We start from the raw sequence: 21,878 nt of genomic DNA, 5'->3' as shown, positions 1-21,878 counted from the left end.
TTTTCCGGAAAGAACGATGTCCAGTTCAGCGACCCGCGTTTCTCCGCTCGATCGTCCGCGGCCCTCCGGCGGCCGCCAATGGACGACGATTTCGGCTTTCATCCTGCTGCTGGTCTGCGGCCTCGGCTACGGTGTCTACGGCCTCGTCGCGGACATGGACCGCGCCGGCCAGTCGCCGCTCGCGATCGGCGCCTTCCTCCTGCTCGGTATCGCCCTGCTGATTGCGCTCGGCTTCGAGTTCGTGAACGGCTTCCACGACACGGCCAATGCGGTGGCGACCGTCATCTACACCCATAGCCTGCCGCCGGTGGTGGCGGTCATCTGGTCCGGCCTCTGGAACTTCCTGGGCGTGCTGACCTCATCGGGCGCCGTCGCTTACAGCATCGTCAGCCTGCTGCCCAATGATCTGGTGCTGAACGTAGGCTCCGGCGCCGGCTTCGCGATGATCTTCGCGCTGCTGCTGGCGGCCATCACCTGGAACCTCGCTACCTGGTATTTCGGCATCCCCAATTCCTCCTCCCATGCGCTGATCGGCTCGGTGCTCGGCATCGGCATCGCCAATCAGCTGATGGCGCCGGCCGGCCATGCGGCCGCGGGGGTGCAATGGGGGGCGGCCATCGGCGTGCTCAAGGGGCTGCTCTTCTCGCCCGTCGCGGGTTTCGTGCTGGCCGCCCTCCTGCTCCTCGTGATGAAGCGGGTCATCCGCAGCCACAAGCTCTACGAGGAGCCGAAGGGGAACCAGCCGCCGCCGCTCTGGATCCGCGCCATTCTCATGCTCACCTGCACCAGCGTGTCCTTCGCCCATGGCGGCAACGACGGTCAGAAGGGCATGGGCCTGATCATGCTCATCCTCATCGGCGTCGCGCCCACCGCCTTCGCGCTGAACCGCACCATGGCGCAGGACAGCACGCCGACCTTCGTCTCCACCAGCCTGCATGCGGCCCAGGTCTTCGAGAGCCATGCGGCGGCCGAGGCGAAGAGCCTGACGGCCGAGGTCGCGCGCCAGCGGGTGGGTGATGCGCTCAACCGCGCCAAAGTCTCGGATGCCCAGGTCTATGGCTCGCTCGGCGTCCTCGCCCATACCATCGCCAGCCAGGTGCAGAGCTACGGCGCCCTGTCCGCAGTGCCGGCGGCGCAGGCCAACAACGTCCGCAACGACATGTATTTGACCGATGCGGCGATCGCCAAGCTCATCAAGGAGAAGGCGGCCTTCAGCGCCGAGGAATGGACGGCGCTGAAGCATTACCGCGCCCTTCTGGACCACGGCACCCGCTACATCCCGGTCTGGGTGAAGGTTTCGGTCGCGGTGGCCCTCGGTCTCGGCACCATGGTCGGCTGGAAGCGTATCGTGCAGACGGTGGGTGAGCGCATCGGCAAGACCCATCTGTCCTATGCCCAGGGCGCCTCCTCGGAAATCGTCGCTGCCGGCACCATCGGCATGGCGGAGGCCTGGGGCCTGCCGGTCTCCACCACCCACATCCTGTCGAGCGGCGTCGCCGGCACCATGCTCGCCAACGGTTCCGGCCTGCAGCGCAGCACGGTCGTACGGCTGCTCTCCGCTTGGGTGATGACCCTGCCGGTCGCGATCATCCTCTCCGGCGGGCTCTTCTGGCTGTTCCGCAGCCTGCTTTGACGAGAAGCCTCTTAAAACGGTTCAGGGCTTGATTGAATCGCTTTTAAAATCGTCGTCCCCGGGCTTGACCCGGGGACCCACCCATGTGGGCGCCCAAACACCGTCCGGGCGCCCAGGCCGGTAGATGCCCGGCTCGGTGGCCGGGCATGACGATTTTCAGGCGCTTCAATCGAAGCGGGGAGGCCGCCTATCCCGCCAGAAGCGCGTCGACCTCGGCGCGCATCGGCATGCCGGCCCCGGCCCCGGCCTTGGTCACCTTCAGCCCGGCGACGGCGCAGGCGAAGGTCAGCGCCTCCGGCAGCCTCTTGCCTTCCGACAGGGCGACCGCAATGCCGGCATTGAAGCTGTCGCCGGCGCCCGTCGTGTCGACGACCGGACCCGCCTTGACCACGGGCGCCAGGACGGTCTGCCCATCCTTCCGCAAGAGCGCGCCCTTGTCCCCGAGCGTGACGATGACGGCGCCGGCGCCGCGCGCGATCAGCGCATCGGCGGCGGCTTCGGCCTCGGCCTGATTGGTGACCGGCAGGCCGGAGAGCATCGCGGCCTCGGTTTCGTTCGGCGTCAGGATGTCGACCAGGCCCAGCACTTCGTCGGAGAGGGCCGCGGCCGGCGCCGGGTTCAGGATCGTCGTCGCGCCCGCGGCACGGGCCACGCGCAGCGCATGCACGGCGAGGGGCAGCGGGGTTTCGAGCTGGGTGAGGAAGACGGCCGAGGCGCCGATGGCCGGAGCGGCCGCGTCGATCTCCGCCGTCGTCAGCGCCGCCGCTGCGCCGGGTACGACGATGATCGCGTTCTCCCCGGCTTCGGCATCGATGATGATGGCGGCCGAGCCGGTGGACTGATCGGCGCTTTCATGCAGGAAGCGGGTGCCGACCCCTTCGCGCGCATAGATGCCGCGCGCCATGGCGCCGAAATCGTCCCGCCCGATCTTGGCGAGGAATTCCACCGGCGCGCCCAGCCGGGCGGTGGCGATCGCCTGGTTGGACCCCTTGCCGCCGGGGCCGATGCCGAAGCTGCGGCCCATCACAGTCTCGCCCCAGGCAGGCAGCTTCGGCGTGTGGAAGACGAGATCGGCGGCGAAGATGCCCATGACGGTGATCATCGAGCGCGTCCTCAGCCGAGCGCCTGGGCGGCTTTGAGCACCTCGGCCGCATGGCCGGTGACCGACACTTTGTGCCAAACCTTCGCAAGCTTGCCATCGCGGCCGATCAGGAAGGTCGCGCGCTCGATGCCCATGTATTTGCGGCCATACATGCTCTTCTCGACCCAGGTGCCATAGGCCTCGGTGACGGCCCCTTCGTCGGAAGCGAGCGGGAAGGTGAGGCCGTATTTCTCGGCGAATTTCTCGAGCGCCTTCATCGGGTCACGCGAGACGCCGATGACGTCGAGCCCGAGATGGCCGAGCTGCGGCAGCGCTTCCTGGAAGGCGCAGGCCTCTTTGGTGCAGCCGGAGGTGTCCGCCTTCGGGTAGAAGTAGAGAACCAGTGGCTTGCCGGCATAGTCCTTCAGGCTGACCGTGCGGCCACCGGTGGCCGGCATGGAGAAATCGGGGGCGATGTCGCCTTCGCTCAAGCTCATGGGCAGGCTCCTTTATTCTGGCTGGGGCGGTGTCGGCCGCGCTGGATCGCCGATATGCCGGATGAAGCTCGCGCGGACCAGAGCGGCCGTGTGCTCCATACGGGCGCGGAGCCCGGGAAGATCAGCGTCTCCCGTCGCCGCCAGCAGCAGGCGCGCGCTCGCTTCCGGTAGCTCGGTCTTCTTCGTGGCGCCGACGGTCAGGCGCAGCATGCTCTGGATGGTGCGCCAGAGATGATCGGCGGCAATCAGCGCGGCCGCCTCCTCTTCCGTGATGAAGCCGCCGAAGGCGAGGTTGCGCAGCGCCTGCGCCGTCGTCGTGTCGCGCAGCTCCGGCCGCTCGGACAGATGGACGAGCTGCAGGATCTGCGCCGTGAACTCCACCTCCATCGTGCCGCCGGGCATCAGCTTCACGTCCCAGGGCCCTTGCGGTGGCAGTTCGCGCAGGATGCGCCGCCGCATGTCCAGCGCATCGGCGCGGAGTGCCTCCGGGCCGCGGCGGGGGCCGAGCGCCTCATGCAGCGCGGCTTCCACCACGGGCAGGAAGTCCGCACTGCCGGTGACGACGCGGGCGCGGGTCAGCGCCATCTGCTCCCAGGTCCAGGAGAGTTCGGCGTGGTATTTGCGGAAGGAGGGGAGCGCGACCGCCACGGGCCCCTGGTTGCCCGAGGGGCGCAGCCGCATGTCCACCTTGAACAGCGGACCTTCCACGCCCTGCACGGTCAACGCGCTGGTGAAGGCATTGACCAGGCGCGCGAACCACTGGCTGGGGGCGAGGGGCTTCGGCCCCTCGCTGGTCTCGGCATCTTCGGCGCAGTCGTAGATCAGCATGAGGTCGAGGTCGGACCCCGGCATCATCTCCCGGCTGCCGCCCTTGCCGAGCAGGAGCACGGCGAAGACGGCGCCGCGCAGCCAGCCGTAGCGCTCGGCCTGCTGCTTCGCCACCGCATCGAGAATGACGGAGAGAGCGGCATCGGCCAGCGCCGTGCGGGCGAGGCCCGCGGCATCCACGTCCATCCGCCCTTCGAGCGTTGCGACGCCGATGCGGAACTGCTCCTCGCTGACGAAATGACGGGTGATGCCGATCACGTCTTCCAGGCTGCCGGCATCGACCATCTGGGCATGCAGCGCGCGCACCGGGTCGGCGCGGGCGGCTTCAGAGCCGAGCAGGCCTTCGAGCGAACCGGGATGGTTGACGAGATGGTCGGCGAGGCCCGGAGCCGCCCCCAGCAGCAGGGCGATACGGTCGATCAGCGCCGGATTGCGGGTGAAGAGGGAGAAGAGCTGGATGCCGGCGGGCAGGCCGGAGATGAAGTGGTCGAAGCGAGCGAAGGTCTGGTCCGGCTGCGGCTGGGCGGCAATCGCCCGCAGGATCGGCGGCAGCAGGTGTTCGAGGAGGCTGCGGGCGCGTTCCGAGCGCAGGGCGCGCGGCCGGCCGCACAGCCAGCGCCGGATGGTTTCCACGACATGCGGCCCGTCGGCGTAGCCGAGGGCGGCGAGGCGGCTCAGCGTCGTCTCCGGCACCGGGGTGCCGCCCGGCCCGACGGCGATGGCCTCGGCCTCGTAATGGTCTTCGTCCTCCTGCTCGAAGAAGGAATCGTAGAGGCTCTGCACCGCGAGCAGTTCGGCGAGCAGCGCTTCGGCGAAGGCCGTGGCGCTTTCGTAGCCCATGAAGGTGGCAAGGGCGGCCATGCCCTCGCGCGTGGTGGGCAGGGCGTGGGTCTGCCGGTCCGCCACCATCTGCAGCCGGTGCTCCACTTGGCGCAGCAGCCGGTAGGCCCGCGTTAGCGTCGCGGCCGTGGTGCTGTCCATGTGGCGGAGCCGGGTGAGCAGGCGGAGCGCCCGCAGAGTCGCGCCGACGCGCAGGATCGGCTGCCGCCCGCCCCAGACGAGCTGCTGGGACTGGGCGAGGAATTCGATCTCGCGAATGCCGCCGCGCCCGACCTTGAGGTTGTGGGCGAGCAGGCGGCCGACGGCATCGGGGCCGGAGGGAATCGGGCCGCCGCGATGCGCGTCCATCATGCGCTTCATCGCGTGGATGTCGGCGATCGCCGCGAAATCGAGATGCCGCCGCCAGACGAAGGGGCGCAGGCCGTCGAGGAAGCTCTGGCCGAGGGCGAGGTCTCCCGCCACCGGCCGCGCCTTGATGAAGGCCGCGCGCTCCCAATTGCGACCCATGGTCTCGTAATAGGTCATCGCCGTGGGCACGGAGATGGCGAGCGGCATGGCTGATGGATCGGGGCGCAGGCGCAGGTCGACCCGAAAGACGTAGCCACCCACCTCCCGCGCTTCCATCAGTTTGACCAGTTCCCTGGCTAGGCGCGTGTAGGTCGCACCTATAGTCTCTTGCGGAGAGGCAATGGCTGCCGGCTCGTAGAGAAGGATGAGGTCGATATCGCTCGAATAGTTCAGCTCGCGGCCACCCAGCTTGCCGAGCGCCAGGACGAAGAGGCCGCTGCCCTGGATGGGGTCTTCCGCCGGAGCGGTGAGCGCGATGCGGCCGCGGCCGTGCTCCTGGAGCAGAAGATGTCGCAGAGCGAGCTGCAAGGTCTCCTCGGCCAGGCGGGAGAGCGCGGCCGTGACGCGGCCGAGGCCCCAGACCCCACCGATATCGGCCAGGGCGATGGCGAGGGCGACCCGGCGCTTGGCCTGGCGGAGTGCTGCGGAAACCCGATCGCGCGGCGCCGTGGGCGCGGCGCCGCCGAGGTCTCGGAAGGCGGCTTCCACCGCCGCACCAGGGCCTTCCTGCGCCACCTGCTGCAAGGTCGCCGCTTCCTGCCGGGCGAGATCCGCAAGATAGCTGCTGTTGCCGCCGATCGCGGCCAGCATGGCGGCGGGCAGCGCCGCCGCCTCCGGCACCTCGGCCTTCAGGCGCGCGACGAAGGCTTCGGCGGCTGCCGGGTCGGCCGGCGCGGGCCAGCGAAAGGTCGTGTCCTCGGTGCTCATGGCCCGCGAGGCTGGGCATGAGCGGGGCCGAGGGTCAAGAGGCACGGCCGGAGCCGCCACCGCCGCCAGCTCAGCCGGCCACCCCGCCGCCGCCCCGGGGGCGCCATCGCGGCCGTTGGTGGCGTTGGCCACTGCAGGCGACGATTCTCCTCGTCGAAGGCGTGATGCTGATGCTGATCTTCGGCGGCAGCCTGCTCGCCTGGCGCGCGGCGCAGGGGCCCGTCGATCTGTCCTGGATGCTGCCGCGCCTCGGCCGCATCGCCCAGGCCGCGGCCCCCGAGTACCGGGTCTCGGTCGGCCATCTCTCCATCGCCTGGCGCGGCTACACGCATGGGCCGGACCAGCCGGTGCAGGTGATGGCCGCCCATGTCTCCGTCACCGACCTGCGCCATCACCGCAGCCTCACGCTGGACGAGGCGGCGGTCGATCTCTCCGCGGCCTGGGCGGTGCGCGGCACCGTAGCCCCCCGCACCATCTCGCTCGACGGTCTCCACATCACGATGCAGCGTGCCGCAGCGACCGAGGAGGCCGGGCCGGATGCGCGGGATCTGGGCTCTGCCGGCTGGGACCTCCGGGCGACGGCGCGCGATGCGATCGACGTGCTGCGCCAGCCACCGCAGGACGACCGCCATCTGGAACGCGTGCGACTGGCCGGCCTCGCGGAATTACGGCGCATCACCGTCACCGGGGCGAGCCTCGTTCTCGAACCTGCCCCCGGTGCCGCGACGCCGCAGCCCGCAGCGGGGGTCGATCTCACCGTCCGCGCCCTGCAGCTCGGCGACCTGACGCTGGTCGCCGCGCGCGGGGATGGCGGCGGGCTGAGCCTGCAGACGACGGGCGTTCTCGCCTCCCGCGCCGGCGCCCTGCCGCAGGCGACCGCGGAGGAACGGCCGAGCCTGAGCCTGCGCGGCGCCGTCACCCCGGCCGGGCAGGTGCATCTTGCGCTCGCGGCGCGGCTCGACAACCCGGCCGGCATGCTGGCGGCGATCGGCGCCCAGGCGGCACTGCCGGTGCCGGACATGCCTCTGCAGGCGGCGGTCGAGCTGACCGCGGGTCCCACCGCGACGATCGAGACGGCGAAGGCCGCGCTGACGGCAAGCGACGGCCATCTCCGCATCGATGGCTCGGCGGTGCCGGTGTCTGCCCTCGCCGTGAACCTCTCCGGTGACGAGGGACATCTCGCGATCGATTCCGGCTCCCGCATTCTTTTCGGCGCGGTCAGCGCCGCGCCGCCGCCGACCGTGACGCTGAGCGGTGGTGCCACCTGGGAGGCGCGGACCATCGTCGCCAGCCTCGGCCTCGGCATCGATCACGTGGCCTCCGACGACCTGCTCTCCTACTGGCCGCCGGGCTTCGCCGATGGCGCGCGCAACTGGATCAAGGCGCAGGTCCATGGCGGCCAGCTGCAGGCCGGATCGTTCAATCTCGGTCTGAGAAGCAATATCGATCTCTCTGATATCGAAATATTTTCTGCAACAGGCTCCGTGCCGGCGCAGAATTTGACGGTGGCCTGGCTGCCGCCCGTGCCCCCGCTCACGGAGGTTCAGGGCGCGATCGAACTGCAGGGGCCGGATGCCGTCGGCATCCGCGTCGACAATGCGCGGCAGGGCAACCTTACCGTCTCCAACAGCCAGATGGTCATCACCGGGCTCAACGAACGCGACCAGATCGGCACCATCACCGTCAATGTCGGCGGCCCGGTTGCCGATGCCGTCGCCCTGATCAACCATCCGCGCCTGCACCTGCTGCGCGGCCTGCCGGTGCCGCTGACCGTGACGCGCGGCAGTTTCGACGCGCAGGTGCAACTGAGCCTGCCGCTCGACGCACGGGTGACGGCGGCGCAGATCGGCATGACGACGCATGTGACGGTGGCCGATCTCGCTTTGTCCAAGCTGCTGCTCGGGCGGGATCTCGCGCAGGGCAAGATCACGGTCGACGCGACCATGGCGAAGCTCCACCTCGCGGGCAGTGCCGCCCTGTCCGGCATCCCCACCACGCTTGGCCTCGACGTCGATTTCTCGGACGGACCGCCGACCGGGGTGGTGGCCAATCTTCAGGCGCAGGCGACGGCTGATCCGGCGCAACTCGCCGCCGCCGGGGTTCCGACGGCCGGATTCCTCACCGGCACCGCCGATGCAACGGTGACGGTTGCGGCGCAGCGCGGCGGCCGGACGGACATCACCGTGCGGCTCGCCTTGCCGGCCTCCCATCTCCGGGTCCCGACCATTGCCTGGGATGGCGGCGCGGGCAATGCCGAGGGCACGATCCACCTCGCCCTCCAGGGCGACCGGATCATCGCTTTCGACCCCGTGACCCTGCAGGGCACCGGCATCGACGTCTCCGTCCAGCCACGCTTCACCCAGGACCAGCTTTCGGCCATCGACATCGAACGGCTGCGGCTCGGCCTCACCGATCTCTCCGGCAGCGTCGGCCTGCCGGCCGCAAAGGGAGACCCGTACGTCATCAACGTGCAGGGCAAGGCGCTGGACCTGTCCGCCGTCTTCGGCCCCAAGCCGAAGCCCAGCGCACGCCCCGCCAACAACGCGCTGTCCCAGATCTCCTCCAAGGACGAATTCGCCCCGCATCCGCCCTGGCGCGCGACCGTTTCTCTCGACCGCGTGCTCTTCGGCCAGCTTGCCGGCGGCAGCCCGCGCGCGATCGAGGGGCTGCGTGGCCAGGTAGTGAATGACGGCACGGTGGTGCGCAGCGCGGACGTCACCGTGCGCGTCGTGCCCTCGGGTGCGGTGACGCATCTGACGATCGTGCCCGACGGCGCGGGCGGCCGGCAGGTGAGGCTGACCAGCGCCGATCTCGGCGGCCTGCTGCGCGCGACGGACGCCTACGACATGATCAATGGCGGTGCCCTCAGCATCAGCGCGCGCTACGACGACCAGCGGCCGACGCACCCGCTGGTGGGCACCGTGGAGATGGACAAGTTCACCCTCGGCAACGCGCCGACGGTCGCGAAGGCGCTGCAGGCGATGACGCTCTACGGCGTGGTCGACCTGCTGCATGGGCCGGGGCTGTTCTTCAGCACGATGGTGATGCCCTTCCGGCTGGAGAGCCGCGTGCTGACCATCGCGCAGGCGCGGGCCTATAGCGCCTCCCTCGGGCTGACCGCCGACGGCACCGTCGATCTGCCGCGCAATGCCATCGACATCCAGGGCACCATCGTGCCGGCCTATTTCTTCAATTCCCTGCTTGGCCATATCCCGGTGATCGGCAAGCTGTTCAGCCCGGACAAGGGCGGCGGCGTCTTCGCGGCCAAGTATCAGCTGGTGGGCTCGGTCGATAATCCGGCCGTGCACGTGAACCCGCTGTCCATGCTGGCGCCGGGCTTCCTGCGCGACCTGTTCCACGGCAAGCCGGCGGACGCGCCGCCGCGCTGATCTTGCGGCGGTGGCCGTTGCCGCCGCCGGGCGGTGACGGCATCATGACGGACGAGTGACTGACCCTGCAGAAGAAGCGAGTTCCGGCGTCATGCCCGCCTTCCCCAATCTCACCATCGTCGACCACCCCCTGGTTCAGCACAAGCTGACGCTGATGCGGAGGCGGGAGAAGTCGACCAAGGAGTTCCGCCATCTCCTGAAGGAGATCAGCCTGCTGCTGGGCTATGAGGTGATGCGCGACCTGCCCCTGCAGATGGTGCCGATCGAAACGCCGCTGGAGCCGATGATGGCGCCGCTCCTCGCCGGCAAGAAGCTCTGCTTCGTCTCCGTTTTGCGCGCCGGCGACGGTCTGCTGGATGGTCTGCTGGACCTCGTGCCCTCCGCCCGCGTCGGCCATATCGGGCTCTATCGTGACCCGGTGACGAAGCGGCCGGTGGAATATTTCACCAAGCTGCCCGAGGACGTGCAGGAGCGGCTGGTCATCGCCGTCGATCCGATGCTGGCCACCGGCCATTCCGCGGCGGCGGCGGTGCGGGTGATCAAGCGGGCGGGCGCGACGCAGGTGCGCTTCGTCTCGCTGCTCGCGGCGCCGGAAGGCGTGCGCGTGATGCTGGACGAACATCCGGACGTGCCGGTCTATACCGCGGCGCTCGACCGGGAGCTGGACGAACATGCCTATATCCGCCCCGGTCTCGGCGATGCCGGCGACCGTTTGTTTGGGACGAAGTGACTGTTTGAGCAAAAGTTTAATTTGAAAGCGTTTGTGCCGCGCGGAGGCCTTGCCTTCCGCTGACGGCGGTTCTACGCCGTGGCCAAACGCCACCCCGGAAGGAACAGCCATGTCCGCCATTGCCGACATCGTCGCCCGCCAGATTCTCGACAGCCGTGGCAACCCCACGGTCGAAGTCGACGTCATTCTCGAAAGCGGCGCCATGGGCCGCGCCGCCGTTCCCTCCGGCGCCTCGACCGGCGCGCATGAGGCGGTGGAGCTGCGCGACGGCGACAAGGCGCGCTTCGGCGGCAAGGGCGTGACCCAGGCGGTGGCGAATGTCGAAGGCGAGATTTTCGAGGCGCTGGCCGGGCTCGAAGCCTCCGAGCAGGTGAAGATCGACGATCTGATGATCGACCTCGACGGCACGCCGAACAAGGGCCGGCTCGGCGCCAATGCCATGCTCGCCGTCTCGCTCGCCGTCGCCAAGGCCGCGGCCATCGAATACGACCTGCCGCTCTACCGCTATCTCGGCGGTGTCGATGCCCGCACCCTGCCGGTGCCGATGATGAACATCATCAATGGCGGCCAGCATGCCGACAATCCGATCGACATCCAGGAATTCATGATCATGCCGGTGGGCGCCACCGGCATCGCGGATGCCGTGCGCATCGGCTCCGAAATCTTCCACACGCTGAAGAAGGCGCTGCACGACGCGGGCCACAACACCAACGTGGGCGACGAGGGCGGCTTCGCGCCGAACATCGGCTCGGCCGAAGAGGCGCTCGACTTCGTCTCCAAGGCTTGCGAGAAGGCCGGCTACCGCCCTGGCGAAGACATCATGTTCGCGCTCGACTGCGCCTCCACCGAGTTCTTCAAGGACGGCCAGTACAAGATGGAAGGCGAGGGCAAGACCTTCGATTCCGCCGGCATGGTCGGCTATCTGGAAGCGCTGGTCGCCAAGTATCCGATCTTCTCGATCGAGGACGGCTGCGCCGAGGACGACTGGGCGGGCTGGAAGCTGCTGACCGAAAAGCTCGGCGCCAAGGTGCAACTGGTGGGCGACGATCTCTTCGTCACCAACCCCGCGCGCCTGCGCCGTGGCATCGCCGAGAAGACCGGCAACTCCATCCTGGTGAAGGTCAACCAGATCGGCACGCTGACGGAGACGCTGGAAGCGGTCGAGATCGCGCATCGCGCGGGTTTCACCAGCATCATCAGCCACCGCTCGGGCGAGACCGAGGATGCGACCATCGCCGATCTCGCGGTCGCGACGAATGCCGGCCAGATCAAGACCGGCTCGTTGGCGCGCACGGATCGGGTGGCGAAGTACAACCAGCTGATCCGGATCGAGAATGCTCTCGGTTCTTCGGCGCGTTACGCCGGCCGCACCATCCTCAAGGGCTGAGGCCGCCGCCGACCAGACGAAAAACCCGGGCCATCGCTGGCCCGGGTTTTTTTGTGCCGGAACGGGAGCATCTCGAGTGTAGGCAGCGCGCCTCTTTCATCGTCACCCGCGGCTTCATGCCGCGGGTCGGTGCCCGGGTCAAGCGCGGCTGGCCAAGCCCGGGCATGACGATTTTTACGTGACGTTCCTTAAGCCAGGCCGCCTCACTAGGTAGGTGCCCGGCTAGGGGTACGGCTAGCCAACCCCGGGCATTACAATTCTACCGTGATTCCCCTCGCGTCAGACGGGCTAAACCGTCGGATCAGTTCGCCGAGACCGCGCCAAAACGGGAGCCGCTCTTGCGGCCAAGCCGGGCGCGCTGATCGAAGAACAGCGCCTGGCTGATCACCGCCTTCACCACCTCATGCTGGAAGGGCTTGGTGATGAGGAAGGAGGGCTCGGGCCTGTCGCCGGTCAAGAGCCGCTGCGGATAGGCGGTGATGAAGACCACCGGCACTTCCACACCCGCCAGAATGTCCGCCACCGCATCGAGGCCCGAGCTGCCGTCGGCCAACTGGATGTCCGCCATGATGAGGCCGGGCTTGGTGCGGCTGGCCAGCGCCATCGCTTCCGTCCGCGTGCGCGCGACCCCCACCACGTGATGGCCGAGATCGCTCACCAGGGCTTCGAGATCCATGGAGATGATGGTCTCGTCCTCGATGATCAGCACGTCCGCATGGAGCTGCGCGGCGATTTCCTTCTCCGCCTCGTCGATGAGGCGGCGCACCTCGCCCACCGGGCGATCGACGAGCTTCGCGATCACGTCCGACGAGAAGCCTTCCATCGTATGCAGCAGGAAGCAGACGCGGGGCAGGGGGGTGATCTGCTCTATGTCGTGGCCTTCGGCGGGCGTCGCGTCGGCGAGCGCCGGCGCATGATGCCGGCGATTGGCCGGCACCGACCCCCAGATGGTGAGGAAGACCTTGTACAGGGCCGCATTGAGGTCGAGGTCGGCGGGCAGCGCATCGGGCTCGATCGAGATCGTCTCCAGCGCCGCCGCCGCATAGGCATCTCCGGCCGCCTGGCTGCCCGTCAGGGCCCGGGCGAAGCGCCGCAGATAGGGAAGGTGAGCGGCGATCTGGGTCGTATTATGCATCTGCGTCATCCGGGAAGCGTCATCCGTAGAAGAGACTGGCAGGCGGCCCGAAGCATCCCTTGGCCGGACAGTCGGACCTCATGCATGGCAGTAACCCCCACCGGCGGCATCATCAAGCTTCTGTGTCGCGCGTCTTCTCGCCGCAGATTGATCACGCGGCGCGCATGGCGTCGTCCCGCCGCCCCTGGCAGTTCCGCGCTGTACCCCGATATGAGCCTTCGCTGGCGGTTGGACAGAGGCCGCCAATTCGGCGATGACAGAAAAATCCTTATGGGTCGTGACCAGGCGACGAGTGGAGCAGACAAGAGTATGGGCGCGACGCGATCGCAGGCGACGACCACGAGTGATGACCGCGACGGGCTTGTCCGAGAGCTTCACCACCGTGTGAAGAACAACCTGCAAATCATCGTGAGCCTGATGAACGTCCAGAAGCGGATGCTGCCGCGGGACCGCCGGGGCGAAATCCGCTTTCTGGAAGAGCACGTTCAGGCCATGGCCGCAGCCTATCGCGTGGTCTACGCCTCCGGCGAGATGATCAAGGTCTCGATCGACGATCTCATCCGCGAGGTGGTCTCCGGCCTGGTCGAGGTCGCCGGCGGGCGAACCCACGAGGTGCGTATGGCCGCCTGCGAAGCCAAGCTGATGATCAATCTCGACCAGGCGATCACTCTGGCCTTGGCACTCGCCGTGGTACTGCCGCCGGTGCTGGACGCGACGCATGACGCGCAGGGGACGGTGGCGCTCGCGACGAAGCAGGAGCCAGATCACGTCTGCCTGTCCATCACCGCGCCCGTCGTCATCGACCCGTTGATGGACACGCTGCGCGAGCGGCTGCTGGAAGGGCATCTGAAGCAGCTCGGGGCCGAGCGCCTGATGAACGTGCCGCCCACCGAACTCCATATCAGCCTGCCGAGGCAGGAACTCGTCTGATCGCCCTTGCTCGCGGCGCCCGCCCGGGAGAGAAGCGGCGCCAGACGAAGGGATGGGCCGATGCTTCCAGATGCCGCAGGCAATGATGATTACGTTTATGATGAAGCGACGGGCGAGTGGCGCCCCGCCTCCGAGGTGGCCGCCGCTGCTGCCGCGCCGGGCCGCCTGCGGGTGGCGGATGCCGCCGGCAACGTACTCGCCGACGGCGATCAGGTCGTTCTGATCAAGGACCTCAAGGTCAAAGGCGCCAACCAGACGCTGAAGCAGGGCACCGTCATCCGGTCTATCCGGCTGACCGAGGACCCTGAGGAGATCGACTGCCGGCACGAGACGATCAAGGGTCTGGTGCTGCGCACGGAATTCGTGCGCAAGCGCGGCTGAGGCTTGGCGCCGGTATCGAGACTCTGTGGTCTTCCTGACATCCACGTCATCCCCGGGCTTGTCGCGGGGGTCGACCGGGTGGGGGCGCCCAGAGGGGTAGATGCCCGGCATGAAGCGCGGCCGGCCAGGCCGGGCATGATGCGCTTAGGGCGTGTCTCCAGCGGCGGCGGCCAGCATTGCACGCGTCAGGCGCTGCGGTGCTGCGGCCTTGCCGTCCCAGGCCGTGGCTTCGCGCAGCAGGCTGATCGCCTCCCGCAGGCGGATCTGGTTCGCGGCCTTCACGCCGGGCAGATCCTCCCAGGTGACCGGCCAGGCGACCGGCGCCCCGGGGCGCGCCCGGGGCGAAAAAGGGGCAATGGCCGTCGCCCCGCGCTCGTTGCGAAAATGGTCGATGAAGACGCGGCCGTGGCGCTTCGCCTTGCTCATGGTCGCGACATAAGCCTCCGGCCTTTCGGCCGCGACGCGGCGGGACAGATTGCCGGCGAAGGCCTTGATCGCGGGCCAATCATGCTCGGGACGGATCGGGACGACGACGTGAATGCCCTTGCCGCCGCTGAGCAGCGGCAGGCTGCGCAGCCCGAGCGCTTCCAACACGTCCCGCATAAGGAAAGCGGCGTCTTTCACGGTGGTGAAGGGCAGGCCCTCGTCAGGGTCGAGATCGAAGACGATCCGATCCGGCTGTTCGAGATGCGCGCGGTCGCTGCCCCAGATGTGGAATTCGATCACGCCGAGTTGCGCGGCCGCGGGCAGGGCTCGTCCCTCGGTGAAGTAGAGATACTCTTCCGATCCATGGGTGGTGGTGACGCGGGCATGTTGCCAGGCCGGGTCCATCCCGCGGCTCGGATGGCGCTGGAAGAAGCCTTCCGCCTCGATCCCGTCCGGGCATCGTACGAGGCTGACATAGCGGTCCGCGGCGACACCGAGGATGCGGGGCGCGGCCGCCGCGAGATAGGCGGCAAGTTCCTGCTTCGTGACGCCGCAGTCTGGGAATAGCACCTTCTCCGGGTGGGTGAGCGTGACGCCGAGGAGATCGGCGGCGGGGTCGCCGCCCGGCTTGGGCTTCGCCCTGGATTTCGCGGGTGAGTCCTTGGGGGATTTGGCGGCAGACTTCGGCGCCGCGCCTGACGCGGCCGGCTCCTCCCGCGTCACGTCCTGTGCCGGCTTGTCTTCGCGCAGGCCCATGAATCGCCCCTGTCTCACGAAGCCCTCCCGTGTCCAGCCGCCAAAGGCGATTTCCGCGACGAGTTCCGGCTTCACCCAATGCGCCTCGCGCCGCACCTCCGCCGGGATGGCGTCCGCGGCCGGCTGCTTGGTGGCGCGGCGGCGGAACTCGCCCGCCAGACGGCTCAGCGTCTCTTCGGAAAAGCCGGAACCGACCCGGCCCACGTAGCGGAAGCCGTCGCCCTCCCTCAGACCGAGGAGCAGCGAGGAGAAAGGGCGCTGCTTGTCCGACGGCCGATAGCCGAGAATGACGAATTCCTGGGCCTGCGCCACCTTGATCTTCTGCCATGCCTCGCTGCGGCCGGAGCGATAGGGCCGGTCGGCCCGCTTCGCCATGATTCCTTCGAGCCCGCGCTCCTGCGCCATGGCGAGCAGCGCCGTGCCTTCCCCAGCGATGTGGTCGCTCACATGCAGCACGCCGTCCCGCTCCGCCGGGGCCAGGATTTCCCGGAGCCGCGCCTTGCGCGCGGCAAGCGGTTTCTTGCGCCAGTCCCGCCCGGCTTCCTGCAGCAGGTCGAAGGCCATGTAGACGATGCGGCCCTGGCCGGATTCGAGCGCGTGCTGCAACAGTCCGAAGTCGCTGCGGCCCTCGGCGTCCATCACCACCGCTTCGCCATCCATCAGAACCCCGTCGAGATCGAGCGACTTGGCGGCGGCGACGAGGCCGGGGAAACGCTCGGTCCAGTCGAGGCCGGAGCGGCTATAGGTCCGCACCTCCGCGCCGCTCGCCGCGATCTCGATCCGGTAGCCGTCGAACTTCACTTCGAAGAGCCAGTCCTCCCCGGCCGGTGGCGCCTCCACCAGCGTCGCGAGTTCGGGCGGGATAAAGGCCGGGCAGCGATGGCTCTTGGCGGCCCGCGCCGTCTTCGGATCGGCGCCGCCGCGGGGGGCGCTGCGCCAGATGCCGCCGGCCGCGGCGATCGCTGCCAGATCCCGCCCGCTCGCCACGCTATCCGGCACTTCGTCGGGCAGGTCCCGCGTTTCGGACGCCTCGTCGTCGCGCTCCTTGATGAGCAGCCAGTTCTCCCGCTTTTCGCTGGCCTTCCGCATGAGCACCAAGGCCCAACGGCCGCGCATCTTCTCGCCATGCAGGTTGAAGGCGATCTTGCCCTTCGCCAATTCCTCATGCGGATCGCCGATCGGCTCCCAGGTGCCGCGGTCCCACAGCATCACCGTGCCGGCGCCGTAATTGCCTTTGGGGATGATGCCCTCGAACCCGCCATATTCCAGAGGATGATCCTCGGTGCGGACGGCGAGGCGCTTGTCGGCGGGGTTGAGGCTCGGCCCCTTGGTCACGGCCCAGCTCAGCAGCACGCCATCCAGCTCCAGCCGGAAATCGTAATGCAGCCGCGTCGCATCGTGTTTCTGTACGACGAAGCTGAGGCCCTGGGTCGTGCGCCGCCTACTGCGCTTTCCCGGCGGCTCGGGCGTTTCCGAAAAGCGGCGCTTTTCGTTGTAGCGGTCGAGGGAAGCGGCGCTGCGCGCCATGGCGGGACTCTCCGGCGATGCGCGGTCATCACGTTGATGGCAGGCGATGAGAGCGATATGGCCCTCGCTGCATTGAGTGCAATCTGCTAACGAATTCGTTAGCCTCTCTATCGCACTGATCGCACCGCCTCTCTTCACGCCAGGAACACGGGACATGACCGAGACCATCATCAGCACCGGCCAGTCCCAGAGCGGCGGTAGCGTGACCAGCGGCAATACGCTCATCGTCTCTGCCGGCGGCTATACCACGGGGCTGACCGTCTCTTCCGGCGGGCTGGAACTCATCCGCTCCGGCGGCACCTCCTACAACACCGTGCTGTCGAATGGCGGCCGCGAAGTGATGGGCTCCGGCGGCATCGCCGTCTCGACCCTGGTGAGCCAGGGCGGATCGGAGGAGGTGTTCAGCTCGGGCACCGCCACCGATGCCCAGGTGAGGAACGGCGGCACGCTGCGCGTCTATAGCGGCGGTACGGCCAGCGCCACGATCGTCTCCAGCGGCGGCACGGAGCTGCTGTCCGGCGGCACCATCGTCGGCGGCAGCGGGCTCTACACCTCCGCGGTCGTGAGCCAGGGCGGCCTGATCACGGGCGACGGCACGCTCACCAGCGGCGCCATCACCGTCTATGGCAGCGCGGCCGGTCTCACCATCAGCAGTTCCATTGGAGTGGCCATCCAGGGCGTGGTGCTCACGGTCGCCTCCGGCGGTCAGGCCTCGGACATCGTGGTGAGCCGCGGCGACGTCTTCGTGTCGAGTGGCGGTGTCCTGAGTAATGGGAGCGCGCTCGGCGGCTCCGTGCTGCTGGTCACCAATACCGGCCAAATCCTCGTCCGCTCTGGCGGCACGGCCGTGAACACCACCGTCTCCGGCGGGGGGCTAGGCAAGCCCGAACTCGACGTGGCCGGCACCAGCCTTGGCGCGACAGTGACGAGTGGGCGGCTCTATGTCAGCAGCGGCGGCGTGGCCAGTGCTACCACGCTGAAGGATAGCGGCCAGATGACGGTCTACGGCGCCTCCGCCGTCTCCACCCTGGTCTCGAGCGGAGGGACGGAATTCCTCTCCTCCGGCGGCGTTGCAACCGGCGACCGGGTCTCGAGCGGCGGCTATCAGGACGTGGGCTCGGGCGGCGTCGCCCAGGGCACGACCCTCCTCTCCGGCGCGACCCAATATGTCTATGCCGGCGGCGTCGTGAGCGGTACGCGCCTCAGCGCCGGCGGCAGCGTGGTCCTGTCGGCGGGCGGCACGGAGCAGGGCGCGCAGATCCTGTCGGGCGCGAGCGCCAGCCTCTCCGCCGGCAATGGGCTGTGGCAGGGAACCCAGGTCTCCTCCGGCGGCAGCCTCGTCGTCTCCTCCGGCGGCCAGGCGGTGGGCACCACCGTCCTTGCCGGGGGTAGCGCGATCGTGTCGGCCGGGGCCACGGTCTCGGGCAGCATCGTCTCTTCCAGCGGCACGGTGACGGTCTTCTCCGGCGGGCGCACCTCCGCCTCCGTGCTGAGCAGCGGCGGTCTCGAAACCGTCTCCAGCTCCGGCATTGCGAGCAGCACCGTGGTGAGCGCAGGTGGCACGCTCTCCGTCCTCTCTTCCGGTCTCTCGGTCGAAGATGAGGTCATGTCCGGCGGTCTTCTCGCCGTCGGCGCCGCAGGTGCTGCCTTGAATTCGGTCGTCGCCTCGGGCGGGTCGGTCGTCGTCGCCTCCGGGGGCAAGGCGATCTTCACCTCGCTGGGCGAGGGTGCCGCGCTCTCCGCGCTCTCGGGCAGCATCGTCTCGGGTGGCGTGGTGAGTGCCGGCGCCACCCTCGCCATGGCGGCCGGCAGCACCGAACTCGGCGCGTTGGCGGTGGCCGGCACGGCGTTCGGCGCCAATGTCCGCGGCACGATGACGGTGACCGCCGGCGGCATCGCGAGCGGCGGCACCATCCAGACGAGCGGGCAGGAAATCCTGGCGGGCGGCACGGCGCTGGGCCAGGTGGTCTCCGGTGGCACAGCGGCGGTGCAGGCGGGTGGCCTGCTGTCGGGCGCCACGGTGCAGACGCTGATCGCCTTTAGCGAGGGCGCTCAAATCGTCGTCCCCGGGGAGGTCGTCGTCTCCTCCGGCGGCACGACGATGGGGACGGTCATCTCCGCCAATGGCACCGAGATCGTCTCCGCCGGCGGCACCGCGGCCGGTGCGGTGGTCAGCAGCGGCGGCGAATTGCTCATTCAGTCCGGCGGTCTGACCAGCGGGGTCACCTTGCTAGCCGGGGGCACCTTGATCGACAACGGAGTGCATTTCGTCGACGTCTCCACCGCGACCTCCGAATCCCTCTCGGTGCTGGGCGCGGACACGATCACGGCCGGCAGCGATGCGGTGACGGTGACCGGAGGCAGCGACCCGACCGTCGTTTCCGGCGCGACCGCCGATCTCTATTTCGTGGGTGGGACCGGCTCGGTCTCCGTCTTGGGCGGCACGGGCGACAGCACGCTCTTCGGCGGCACCGGCAGCGCACCCACCTTCCTCGAAGGCGGCTCCGCCACCAGCGAACTCTATGGCGGGTCGGGGGCTACCACCCTGGTCGGTGGCACCGGCGCCTCCACCATGGTGGGTGGCACCGGAAGCACCCTCATCCTCACCAATGGCAGCCAGGATGGGCTGATCGTCGCGGGCAGCGGCGCCACCACCATCGATGGCACCACGGGCAGCGGCGACCAGCAGATCTTCGCGGGAACCGGCTCCGATCTCGTGGCGCTGGGGACGGGGGCGGATACCTTCATCGGGGGCGCCGGGGTCGCGAGCGTGCAGGGCAGCAGCGGCGGCGCGGACGTCTACGGCTTTATCAACGGTCATGCTGGCGGAGACGTCATCATTGCCGATCTCAAGGCGACCGACGTGCTGGCCTTCGGCGGCTATGCGGGCAACCCGATCGCGGCCGAAGGCGTGGTCGCGGGTGGCGACCTCATCGTGCTGACGGACGACACGAAAATCCTGATCCAGAACCTGGACCACACGATCTTTCGCTAAGGGGGGCTCAGCCCGCCTTGCGCCGGGTGCGCGCGGGTTTGGCGGCAGGCTTCGCGGTCTTGCCGCCACGTGCCGGGGAGGTGGATTTCGCGCCGCGCGGGGCTGCATCGTTAGCGGCCGAAGGTCCTTCCTGTGCCGCGAGGCTGCGCTTGAGGGCGGCGACGAGGTCGATCACCTTGCCGCTCGCCTGACCTTCCGCCTTCTCCTCGTCCACCGCGATCGGCTTGCCGGTCTTGGCCTTGGCCTCGATCAACTCGCGCAGGGATTCCGTGTAGCGGTCGTGGAAGGTGTCGATCTTGAACTTGGCTGTCTTGCGGGCGATCAGCTCCTCGGCCAAGTCCAGCAGCTCGGCATCGCCATGCTCGTCGCCGATATCGGCGAAGAGCGGAGCGGCCGACCGCACTTCGTCCGAAAAGCGCAGCGTTTCCAGCATCAGCCCCTCGCCGCAGGGTTTCAGGGCGGCCACATATTCGCGCCCCCGCATGACGAATTGGCCGAGGCCCATCTTGCCGGTGCGGCGCAGCGCATCGCGCAGAATGGCATAGCCCTCTTCCGCCAGCTCGCCATCCGGCAGCACGTAATAGGGCCGGTCAAAGTAAATGGGGTCGACCTCGCAATGATCGACGAATTGCACGAGGTCGATGGTGCGGCGCGCCTCGATCTTGACGGAGTCGAGTTCCTCGTCGGTCAGCAGGATGTAGTTGCCCTTCGAGACCTCGTAGCCCCTCATGATGCGGCTGCTGTCGATGGCGCCGATGCCGGGCGCCACCTTCTCATAGCGAATGCGCTTGCCGGACTTCTCGTCGATCTGATGGAAGGAGAGGCGGGCGCCGGTCTTGATGGCCGAGAAGAGCTGCACCTGTACGGTGACGAGCGCGAGCCGGAGCGAGCCGGACCAGACGGGGCGCCCGGCGCCGGCGGGCGTTTCCCGATGCGCGGTCTTGCGCCGGCGCGGTGCGATCTTGGCCATGCTCTCCTACCCTCACGCGACTGAGACCTTGGAGATAGGCAGTTTCGCCCGCGTCAGTAGGGCGTCCCGTCCTTGTGAACGAAAACCCGCTTGCCGTTCGGATCTGCAACGGTCGCGAGATCGTCGGCCGGGTAGGACACCTCGTCGCCCATGGTGCGATCGCCGAATTCGAGGATGACACAATCGGCCGCGGAGCGGTTTTCGAGATGATGCGCTGTGCCACCGGCCGGAAAGCCCGCGACCATGCCGGGGGCGAGTTCCGTCTCGCCCGCATCGGTGACGAGCACCGGGTGTCCTTCCAGAACGTAGATGAATTCGTCCTGATGCGAGTGGCTGTGGTGCAGGGCCGAGAGGCTGCCGGGGGCGAGGCGGGTGAGGTTCACGCCGAAGGTCTTCAGGCCGAAGAGATCGCCGAGCGGCCGCTTGACGCGCCCCGCCATGAGGGCGGCGAAGGGCTCGGGATAGTTGCTGGGTTTGGTGCGCGGCGGGGCGTCGGCGGCAGGCAGGGCAGGGGTCTCAGCCGTCATGATCGATCTCCCGTTGAGGAAGGCGCAGGCTAAGCCGCCGGCGGGCGGCCGGCCACCCCCTGTAGCTTTGACGCCGATCAATGCGGGACCGGCCATCGCCCTCCAGCCTGGGACGATCGTCCAGACAAAGGCTCGGGTCATGGCTCTCCATCGCAGGCTGCTCTTCGTCATTGCCGACGGCGAACGCGTTCGCTTCGTGCGGCCGACGCAGGAAGATAACACGCTCCATTCCTTCAGCCGGGTGCGGCCCGAGGCGGGTCACCCCGGAGCCGCGCATGACGCGCATGAGCGGGACAAGGCGAAACTCCCGGCTCTGGTCGCGGCACAGCTGAACGAGGAGGTGGCGCTGTATGACGATCTCGTTCTGGTGGCACCTGCGGACAGCATGAACGCCATCCGCCATCGCCTGTCCCAGCAGGCTGCCGCCAAGATCGTGGGCGGGGTGGAGAAGGACCTCGCCCAGGTGCCGGATCAGGCACTGTGGCCGCATCTGCATGAATGGGTGCGCCCGGTGCATCGCGCGCCGCTGCTCTGAGCCGTTTCACATCGGCACATTGACGGCGGCGCCCTG

15 protein-coding genes are annotated in these 21,878 nt (G+C 68.5%); 8 read left to right on the top strand and 7 right to left on the bottom strand.

All coding sequences use genetic code 11. From position 1 onward, the window contains the following. The first annotated feature begins 16 nt into the window (after window positions 1-16). A complete protein-coding gene (locus ACYQ6W_RS18555) occupies window positions 17-1,633 on the top strand; it encodes an inorganic phosphate transporter (protein ID WP_459677414.1) in 1,617 nt (538 codons plus the stop codon). A gap of 187 nt (window positions 1,634-1,820) precedes the next feature. Here ACYQ6W_RS18555 and rbsK read toward each other — a convergent pair whose 3' ends face one another. The 3 genes from rbsK to ACYQ6W_RS18540 are packed head-to-tail and all read right to left on the bottom strand — an operon-like array spanning window position 1,821 to window position 6,154. After that, the gene (gene rbsK, locus ACYQ6W_RS18550; RefSeq protein WP_459677412.1) at window positions 1,821-2,735 is read right to left on the bottom strand and encodes a ribokinase; all 915 of its coding nucleotides are present in this window, start codon (window positions 2,733-2,735) and stop codon (window positions 1,821-1,823) included. An 11-nt stretch (window positions 2,736-2,746) separates the two neighbouring features. Continuing rightward, on the bottom strand, window positions 2,747-3,211 hold the full coding sequence (locus ACYQ6W_RS18545) for a peroxiredoxin (RefSeq protein WP_459677410.1): 465 nt from the start codon (window positions 3,209-3,211) through the stop codon (window positions 2,747-2,749). A 12-nt stretch (window positions 3,212-3,223) separates the two neighbouring features. Continuing rightward, entirely contained in the window at window positions 3,224-6,154 is a 2,931-nt protein-coding gene (locus ACYQ6W_RS18540) for a bifunctional [glutamine synthetase] adenylyltransferase/[glutamine synthetase]-adenylyl-L-tyrosine phosphorylase (RefSeq protein WP_459677408.1), read from the bottom strand. A gap of 17 nt (window positions 6,155-6,171) precedes the next feature. Here ACYQ6W_RS18540 and ACYQ6W_RS18535 point away from each other — a divergent pair, with 17 nt between their 5' ends. From ACYQ6W_RS18535 to eno, 3 genes are all read left to right on the top strand, one after another. After that, entirely contained in the window at window positions 6,172-9,543 is a 3,372-nt protein-coding gene (locus ACYQ6W_RS18535) for a YhdP family protein (RefSeq protein WP_459677406.1), read from the top strand. Window positions 9,544-9,634: 91 nt separating this feature from the next. Beyond that, entirely contained in the window at window positions 9,635-10,273 is a 639-nt protein-coding gene (gene upp / locus ACYQ6W_RS18530; protein WP_459677531.1) for a uracil phosphoribosyltransferase, read from the top strand. A 109-nt stretch (window positions 10,274-10,382) separates the two neighbouring features. Next, a complete protein-coding gene (gene eno / locus ACYQ6W_RS18525; protein WP_459677404.1) occupies window positions 10,383-11,660 on the top strand; it encodes a phosphopyruvate hydratase in 1,278 nt (425 codons plus the stop codon). A gap of 301 nt (window positions 11,661-11,961) precedes the next feature. Here the strand turns inward: eno and ACYQ6W_RS18520 are convergent, their stop codons facing one another. Continuing rightward, window positions 11,962-12,795: a response regulator gene (locus ACYQ6W_RS18520; protein ID WP_459677402.1), complete on the bottom strand. Its 834-nt coding sequence runs from the start codon at window positions 12,793-12,795 to the stop codon at window positions 11,962-11,964. 309 nt (window positions 12,796-13,104) lie between these two features. Here ACYQ6W_RS18520 and ACYQ6W_RS18515 point away from each other — a divergent pair, with 309 nt between their 5' ends. Both ACYQ6W_RS18515 and ACYQ6W_RS18510 read left to right on the top strand, forming a co-directional pair. Then, window positions 13,105-13,725: a histidine kinase dimerization/phosphoacceptor domain -containing protein gene (locus ACYQ6W_RS18515; protein ID WP_459677400.1), complete on the top strand. Its 621-nt coding sequence runs from the start codon at window positions 13,105-13,107 to the stop codon at window positions 13,723-13,725. Between the two features lie 60 nt (window positions 13,726-13,785). Next, window positions 13,786-14,106 carry an alkylphosphonate utilization protein gene (locus tag ACYQ6W_RS18510; protein ID WP_459677398.1) on the top strand — a complete coding sequence of 107 codons (321 nt, stop codon included), beginning with the start codon at window positions 13,786-13,788 and terminating at the stop codon, window positions 14,104-14,106. Between the two features lie 144 nt (window positions 14,107-14,250). Here the strand turns inward: ACYQ6W_RS18510 and ligD are convergent, their stop codons facing one another. Next, the gene (ligD, locus tag ACYQ6W_RS18505) at window positions 14,251-16,815 is read right to left on the bottom strand and encodes a DNA ligase D (protein WP_459677396.1); all 2,565 of its coding nucleotides are present in this window, start codon (window positions 16,813-16,815) and stop codon (window positions 14,251-14,253) included. A 154-nt stretch (window positions 16,816-16,969) separates the two neighbouring features. Between ligD and ACYQ6W_RS18500 the strand changes: the two genes are divergently transcribed. After that, entirely contained in the window at window positions 16,970-19,810 is a 2,841-nt protein-coding gene (locus tag ACYQ6W_RS18500) for an AIDA repeat-containing protein (RefSeq protein WP_459677394.1), read from the top strand. Window positions 19,811-19,817: 7 nt separating this feature from the next. On the opposite strand, the gene ku is transcribed toward ACYQ6W_RS18500, so the two are convergent. Together ku and ACYQ6W_RS18490 are read right to left on the bottom strand one after the other, a co-directional pair. Then, on the bottom strand, window positions 19,818-20,780 hold the full coding sequence (gene ku, locus ACYQ6W_RS18495) for a non-homologous end joining protein Ku (protein ID WP_459677392.1): 963 nt from the start codon (window positions 20,778-20,780) through the stop codon (window positions 19,818-19,820). Between the two features lie 53 nt (window positions 20,781-20,833). Next, complete coding sequence (locus tag ACYQ6W_RS18490) at window positions 20,834-21,307, bottom strand: cupin domain-containing protein (RefSeq protein ID WP_459677390.1); 474 nt, start codon at window positions 21,305-21,307, stop codon at window positions 20,834-20,836. 139 nt (window positions 21,308-21,446) lie between these two features. Between ACYQ6W_RS18490 and ACYQ6W_RS18485 the strand changes: the two genes are divergently transcribed. Beyond that, complete coding sequence (locus ACYQ6W_RS18485) at window positions 21,447-21,842, top strand: baeRF12 domain-containing protein (RefSeq protein WP_459677388.1); 396 nt, start codon at window positions 21,447-21,449, stop codon at window positions 21,840-21,842. Window positions 21,843-21,878: the final 36 nt, after the last annotated feature.

This window comes from Acidisoma sp. 7E03 (assembly GCF_054665075.1).
Note: the sequence above shows the minus strand (reverse complement) of the source record. Positions and strands in the feature narration are given on the sequence as shown.

What these genes read in the sequence shown, in the direction of transcription:
- ACYQ6W_RS18555 (WP_459677414.1), top strand. Translation starts at nt 17, where the DNA reads ATGTCCAGTTCAGCGACCCGCGTTTCTCCGCTCGATCGTCCGCGGCCC.
- rbsK (WP_459677412.1), bottom strand. Translation starts at nt 2,735, where the DNA reads ATGATCACCGTCATGGGCATCTTCGCCGCCGATCTCGTCTTCCACACG.
- ACYQ6W_RS18545 (WP_459677410.1), bottom strand. Translation starts at nt 3,211, where the DNA reads ATGAGCTTGAGCGAAGGCGACATCGCCCCCGATTTCTCCATGCCGGCC.
- ACYQ6W_RS18540 (WP_459677408.1), bottom strand. Translation starts at nt 6,154, where the DNA reads ATGAGCACCGAGGACACGACCTTTCGCTGGCCCGCGCCGGCCGACCCG.
- ACYQ6W_RS18535 (WP_459677406.1), top strand. Translation starts at nt 6,172, where the DNA reads ATGAGCGGGGCCGAGGGTCAAGAGGCACGGCCGGAGCCGCCACCGCCG.
- upp (WP_459677531.1), top strand. Translation starts at nt 9,635, where the DNA reads ATGCCCGCCTTCCCCAATCTCACCATCGTCGACCACCCCCTGGTTCAG.
- eno (WP_459677404.1), top strand. Translation starts at nt 10,383, where the DNA reads ATGTCCGCCATTGCCGACATCGTCGCCCGCCAGATTCTCGACAGCCGT.
- ACYQ6W_RS18520 (WP_459677402.1), bottom strand. Translation starts at nt 12,795, where the DNA reads ATGCATAATACGACCCAGATCGCCGCTCACCTTCCCTATCTGCGGCGC.
- ACYQ6W_RS18515 (WP_459677400.1), top strand. Translation starts at nt 13,105, where the DNA reads ATGGGCGCGACGCGATCGCAGGCGACGACCACGAGTGATGACCGCGAC.
- ACYQ6W_RS18510 (WP_459677398.1), top strand. Translation starts at nt 13,786, where the DNA reads ATGCTTCCAGATGCCGCAGGCAATGATGATTACGTTTATGATGAAGCG.
- ligD (WP_459677396.1), bottom strand. Translation starts at nt 16,815, where the DNA reads ATGGCGCGCAGCGCCGCTTCCCTCGACCGCTACAACGAAAAGCGCCGC.
- ACYQ6W_RS18500 (WP_459677394.1), top strand. Translation starts at nt 16,970, where the DNA reads ATGACCGAGACCATCATCAGCACCGGCCAGTCCCAGAGCGGCGGTAGC.
- ku (WP_459677392.1), bottom strand. Translation starts at nt 20,780, where the DNA reads ATGGCCAAGATCGCACCGCGCCGGCGCAAGACCGCGCATCGGGAAACG.
- ACYQ6W_RS18490 (WP_459677390.1), bottom strand. Translation starts at nt 21,307, where the DNA reads ATGACGGCTGAGACCCCTGCCCTGCCTGCCGCCGACGCCCCGCCGCGC.
- ACYQ6W_RS18485 (WP_459677388.1), top strand. Translation starts at nt 21,447, where the DNA reads ATGGCTCTCCATCGCAGGCTGCTCTTCGTCATTGCCGACGGCGAACGC.